Below are 4,942 nucleotides of genomic sequence, written 5' to 3' on the forward strand. Positions count from 1 at the left end.
CTTCGGTGGAAGACGGCATGTTGCTGCACTCCTACTGGTTCTCTGGCTGCCAAAGTTGCGCCATGCATAAGCAGTGTACGACGGGTAAGGAACGCCGGTTGAAGCGCTGGGAGCATGAAACGGTAGTCGAGGCCGTGCAGATCCGATTGGAACATGACCCAGGAAAGATGAAGGTACGCCGGCAAACGGTGGAGCACCCCTTCGGAACGCTCAAATACTGGATGGGAAGCACTCACTTCCTGACCAAAACCCTACCGAGGGTAAGCACCGAGATGAGCCTTCACGTGCTTGCTTACAATCTCAAACGAATGATGAGCATCTTCGGCATCGCTGGGCTGATTGAAGGGATCAGGACATGAGTCCACGCGTTCTATGCGTCCGTATACGGCTATCTGGGCCGCTGCCGCGGCCTAGATAGCACAGGTCGCGCCTGGTGCCCGACTGAGGTAGATCTGCACTTAGATCTGCTGAATTCACAGGGGGACCCAGCTTCTTTCGCTACTCGACGTACTTACTGGCGTTTTCACACAGCCTGGACCCATAGCTGCCATTGGTAGAGGACTGTTCACGGCCAAATGTAGGCACTCCGTTAGGTAGTAAAACCTTTCGGTTGCTGAGGCAAGAAATGTTTCGGAGCCTACCATCCCTAAGGAGAGGGGCAGTGCGTCCTTGCTGAAATTGATCGGCGAGAGCATCATCGAGTGCCTACGAGACAAGTGACAATTCATTGTTCTAGGGGATTTGGGTCCTTTTTACCGCCAGCGCCCTCCCATTAGGCCTCGATATTAATGATTTTTAGCTAACTCTCGTTACTAATCAATGTACTGTTCATAGTGACTGCAAGTACCTGAGCGCATCATCATTTAGGCTCAAACCATGCCAGAAGGCGCAACGCCATCCGTTAGCCGACTTTCCGCATTCAAATTCATAGTTTTCGAGCCGCTGAATTTCCGTTTTTATGCTTACCAAGCTAGATCGATCTGGAAGAAACGTCCTTATGCCATTGATCAAGACGCCCCATTGTGTCGTCAGATATTCATCGATTCCCGCTCGCCTTAGGACATTGTCGATTTGCCACTGAACAACAGCAAGCTGATTTCCGGTCACATTGTAAGGTATTGGCGTCAGCAGTGGCGCATTCCAATCAGGTTCAAATCGGACAGACAGGATCTTGTTATTTGCAAAGTAGTCAAAATATGGATGCAGAGGGCGCTCTCCTGCGTTCGCGCCTTTGAACGCGTCGCTTCTCTTGTTGTTACACCTATCGCAAGCTGGCACCAAATTCTTTGAGTAAAATGAGAATTCTGCATAATTTGCTTTGGGTAGGTAATGATCCAAGGTCCCCAGTGCATCTCGCCCACACACGGGGCACACGCCGTCAAGTTGAGATCGCAGCGTCGCAATGAAATTTAGAACGGATGGTGGCGCTTTATAAATTCCGTTAAGGTCTTCCTTTAGTGGGGCATATGACGCATCCTCAGCGATACCCCAGGGATCACCATTGCAAATATCATACGCTTGATAGCGCTCAGCAATGTCAGCTATGCGATGCACAATCGCCTTCGCATTTTCTTTTCTAGAGTGCTGCAGAAAGCTGAGAAGCAAATTATCTTGAATGGCGGGCGGATCGACTTTCCTCATTTTACTGCTCCATCATCCTGCGCAGGCGCATGAGAGCTTCGGCACTTAACTCTGAAGAGTATCTATCAAGTGCCTCCGAAAATGTATTGCTCTCTTGCTCTGCTAGTTCTAATAGCTCTTCATAAAGATGATGGGGTAGATCGTCGCCAAATACCTCATTCGAGATTGATGCGACATTGGCTCCTAGCGTTTGCATGCGCGGCTTTCTTACAGTGAGTACTCCATCTTCATCGCGCATCACATGCACCTGAGCACTCTGAACTTCCCTCACAACAAACGGGGAGTGTGTGGCGACGAATGCTATCGAACGTGTACCGTTCAGAATTTTATTTAGGCTACGCATAAACCTTGATATAAGGTTTGGATGCAGAAAATTCTCCGGCTCATCAATAATCAGCGCGGATGCCGGCCCAGAGTTAGCTAGTGCAACCAGTATGAACTTTAGGAAGGCTTGCTGGCCCAAACTAAGTTTACGTTCCTTTCCGTGTTTATCGACAAATTTCAATGACTGCCAAGAAGCGACATTTGCCGCATTCTTTAAAATACGTTGTTCGCCACCACGTTTCCACTCTGAAAATGGCATATAGGCTACATCGTGAAATGCCATTCTTTCTGACTCTCCTGGCCTGTCTTTTTTCATTGGGACCAGAACTTCAAATTCGCTGAATTCAGTGCGCAAAATGTCCGAGAGATGTTGAAGCAAAGCACCTTGAGCATCGTGGCCGCGAGCCACATCAACAAGCAATGTTGTTGCAGAATCCTCGCCTTGCTTGCGGGGGCTTGCCGGATTGAATGTAAAAATCCTAGCTCTCGCGAGCCCCTCCTTTGAAGAGGGGGAGAATTGTCGAACAGATGCAGTGTGAATGAAAGCTATAACTTGATTCAGTTCGGGGCGTTTGGTAATTTCAGCAGATCGACTTTCTTTGTCGGCCAAAACTTTTGACAGCTTTGCAAGCGCCGAAGTTTTGCCGCAGCCATTCTGGCCGATAATGACTGCGATCCGCCCTCTGAGAAAATTTTGGCTGTCAAACTGGAAATCGAACTGGGCGTGGGGGCCGGCTCCCTTTAACTCAACACTGAAAGGTTGACGTGCATCAGCATCAAGTTCTTGCAAACCTTGCAATATTCGCTCACCCTTGCGATAAGCAAAGTAGGCTTCGCTTGATCTAATCATCGCATGGGTGAACACTTCTTCTTTATGGAAGTCGTACCAGTTATTGCTGAAAGTCCGGCTTTTAGTCGTTGCTACATCTTGTAAGCTAGCTAGGATTTTCCTTGCCTGAGACTCGCCTAGCGTCCGCCGCAAAAAGCTGTATGACTTTGCATCTACCAGCAGTGTGCGGAACGGTTTTGTTATTTCGCGGTGGTAAATTTCAGGTTTGTCAGGCGAAAGCAGTCTGCCAATAGCTTCAAAAAGATCTTTTTCTCCTTGAATGGCACACCTCCCTTCAAGCCAATAAATTTGCCCTTGTTTATCGCGATAGCCTATGGAGCATGCTATAAGGTAGCCGAAGTCGTTAAATTTGCGGGCCAGCGGAACAATGAAAGCATCCGCCTTGGAGCTTTCCGCGAAGTTCTCATCTAAAAGGAAGGATGTCAGTGGCTGGTTAGGATTAGCGTTAGAGCTCTTTTTTGCTGGCATTCCAAGATCCATCTTAAGTCAGGCGAGCTGCGACATTATCAGGGCGAGCAGCCTACTGATACTGTCTGGTAAAAAAAGGATGCAATTTCGGAAAAGCGGACAGATTTGTTGGGGTGACTGTCCGCCTCTGGCCATCAGCCTCCCTTAGCCAACAGCAGCTTTGGGTCGATAACGGCCCTTCACGATCATGGATATCGTCATGCCGACCTCTTCGTTATATTAGGCCTGATAAGCCACAGGTTATCCGAACCTATTGCAGCGTTGAGCGAGATGAAGTTGACAGAGCCGGTACAGATGCCCTCCTCCCAGCCGCTGGTGCTAACAGAGTTGGCCGACAGCACCCGCGCCGCGGCTGAGGCATTCATCGCGGCAGGCACTGCGGCCAATACCGTGCGTAGCTACCAGAGCGCCCTCACCTACTGGTCCGCGTGGTTGCGGTTGCGTTATCGCCGCTCGCTCGGCGACGGCGCGTTGCCACCCGAGGTCGCCGTGCAATTCATCGTCGACCATTTGGCCAGGCCCGATACTTCTGGTAACTGGACACACCTGCTACCGCCGGCCGTCGATGCCGCGTTGGTGGAAGCCAAGATCAAGGGCAAGCCGGGGCCACTGTCGTTCAGCACAGTTAGCCATCGCTTGGCAGTTTTGGCTAAATGGCATCGCCTGCGAAACTGGGATAACCCAAGTGAGGCTCCTGCGGTGAAGACGCTTCTTCGAGAGGCACGCAAGGCCCAGGCGCGCCAAGGCGTATCCGTGCGGAAGAAAACCGCAGTGGTGTTGGAGCCGCTGCAGGCGATGCTCGCCACCTGCACTGACGGCGTGCGTGGCACGCGCGATCGCGCCCTGCTGTTGCTGGCTTGGAGCGGCGGTGGCCGACGCCGCTCGGAAATCGTGGGTTTGCAGATCGGAGACCTGCGCCGTCTGGACGCCGACACCTGGCTATATGCGCTTGGGACAACCAAAACCGACAGTAGTGGCGTGCGTCGGGAAAAACCCCTGCAGGGGCCGGCGGCACAGGCACTTAACGCCTGGCTCGCTGTAGCACCGGCCTGCGAGGGCCCGTTGTTTCGCCGCTTGTACAAAGGGGGGCGGGTCGCTGCGAGCGGGCTGTCGGGTGACCAAGTAGCGCGTATCGTCAAGCGGCGCGCGGCGATGGCAGGTCTTGACGGGGACTGGGCAGCGCACAGTCTGCGCTCAGGCTTCGTCACCGAGGCAGGACGCCAGGGTGTACCGCTCGGAGAGGTGATGGCAATGACTGAGCACCGCAGTGTGAGCACGGTGATGGGCTACTTCCAAGCCGGTTCGCTGCTGGACAGCCAGGCCAGCCAATTACTGTCGTCTACACCTCTAGACGCTGTACCGCCCGGAGAGCGGACGGCGGCAGCACCGCACACTGCTCAAGAATGCTAAGGGCAACGTGCAGTGACGCATTGCTACACTCCTTGCCTAACTAACCAATCGCCACCTAGGCTCTGTATGAAATCCCGAGAAACCTAATCGCCGCTCCTTTAGCGCTGAGATTTTGTAGAGTCACGCGCCATTAACGGAAAGGAATTCTGTGATGGCAAGGCGCTACGAACTCACGGACGAGGCCTGGGATGTGGTCTCCGATCTCTTCATCGAAACCCATGGCCGAGGCCGGCCCCGACTGAGCGACCG

The 4,942-nt window shown here is 52.7% G+C and carries 4 protein-coding genes; 2 read left to right on the top strand and 2 right to left on the bottom strand.

What is annotated here, in order from left to right:
* Positions 1 to 359, top strand: a 359-nt coding sequence (locus tag CQW31_RS30570) for a transposase (RefSeq protein ID WP_143524284.1), incomplete at its 5' end; no start/stop codon positions are given.
* A 469-nt stretch (positions 360 to 828) separates the two neighbouring features.
* Here CQW31_RS30570 and CQW31_RS30575 read toward each other — a convergent pair.
* Positions 829 to 1,641: an HNH endonuclease gene (locus CQW31_RS30575; protein ID WP_099816112.1), complete on the bottom strand. Its 813-nt coding sequence runs from the start codon at positions 1,639 to 1,641 to the stop codon at positions 829 to 831.
* 1 nt (position 1,642) lies between these two features.
* A complete protein-coding gene (locus tag CQW31_RS30580; RefSeq protein ID WP_158238198.1) occupies positions 1,643 to 3,283 on the bottom strand; it encodes an ATP-dependent endonuclease in 1,641 nt (546 codons plus the stop codon).
* 294 nt (positions 3,284 to 3,577) lie between these two features.
* Between CQW31_RS30580 and CQW31_RS30585 the strand changes: the two genes are divergently transcribed.
* Positions 3,578 to 4,693 carry a site-specific integrase gene (locus CQW31_RS30585; RefSeq protein WP_371858402.1) on the top strand — a complete coding sequence of 372 codons (1,116 nt, stop codon included), beginning with the start codon at positions 3,578 to 3,580 and terminating at the stop codon, positions 4,691 to 4,693.
* Positions 4,694 to 4,942 lie beyond the last annotated feature (249 nt).

Origin of the sequence: Pseudomonas sp. 382 (assembly GCF_002759075.1) — a bacterium.
Classification (GTDB): domain Bacteria; phylum Pseudomonadota; class Gammaproteobacteria; order Pseudomonadales; family Pseudomonadaceae; genus Aquipseudomonas; species Aquipseudomonas vlassakiae.

What these genes read in the sequence shown, in the direction of transcription:
- CQW31_RS30580 (WP_158238198.1), bottom strand. Translation starts at nt 3,283, where the DNA reads ATGCCAGCAAAAAAGAGCTCTAACGCTAATCCTAACCAGCCACTGACA.
- CQW31_RS30575 (WP_099816112.1), bottom strand. Translation starts at nt 1,641, where the DNA reads ATGAGGAAAGTCGATCCGCCCGCCATTCAAGATAATTTGCTTCTCAGC.
- CQW31_RS30585 (WP_371858402.1), top strand. Translation starts at nt 3,578, where the DNA reads ATGCCCTCCTCCCAGCCGCTGGTGCTAACAGAGTTGGCCGACAGCACC.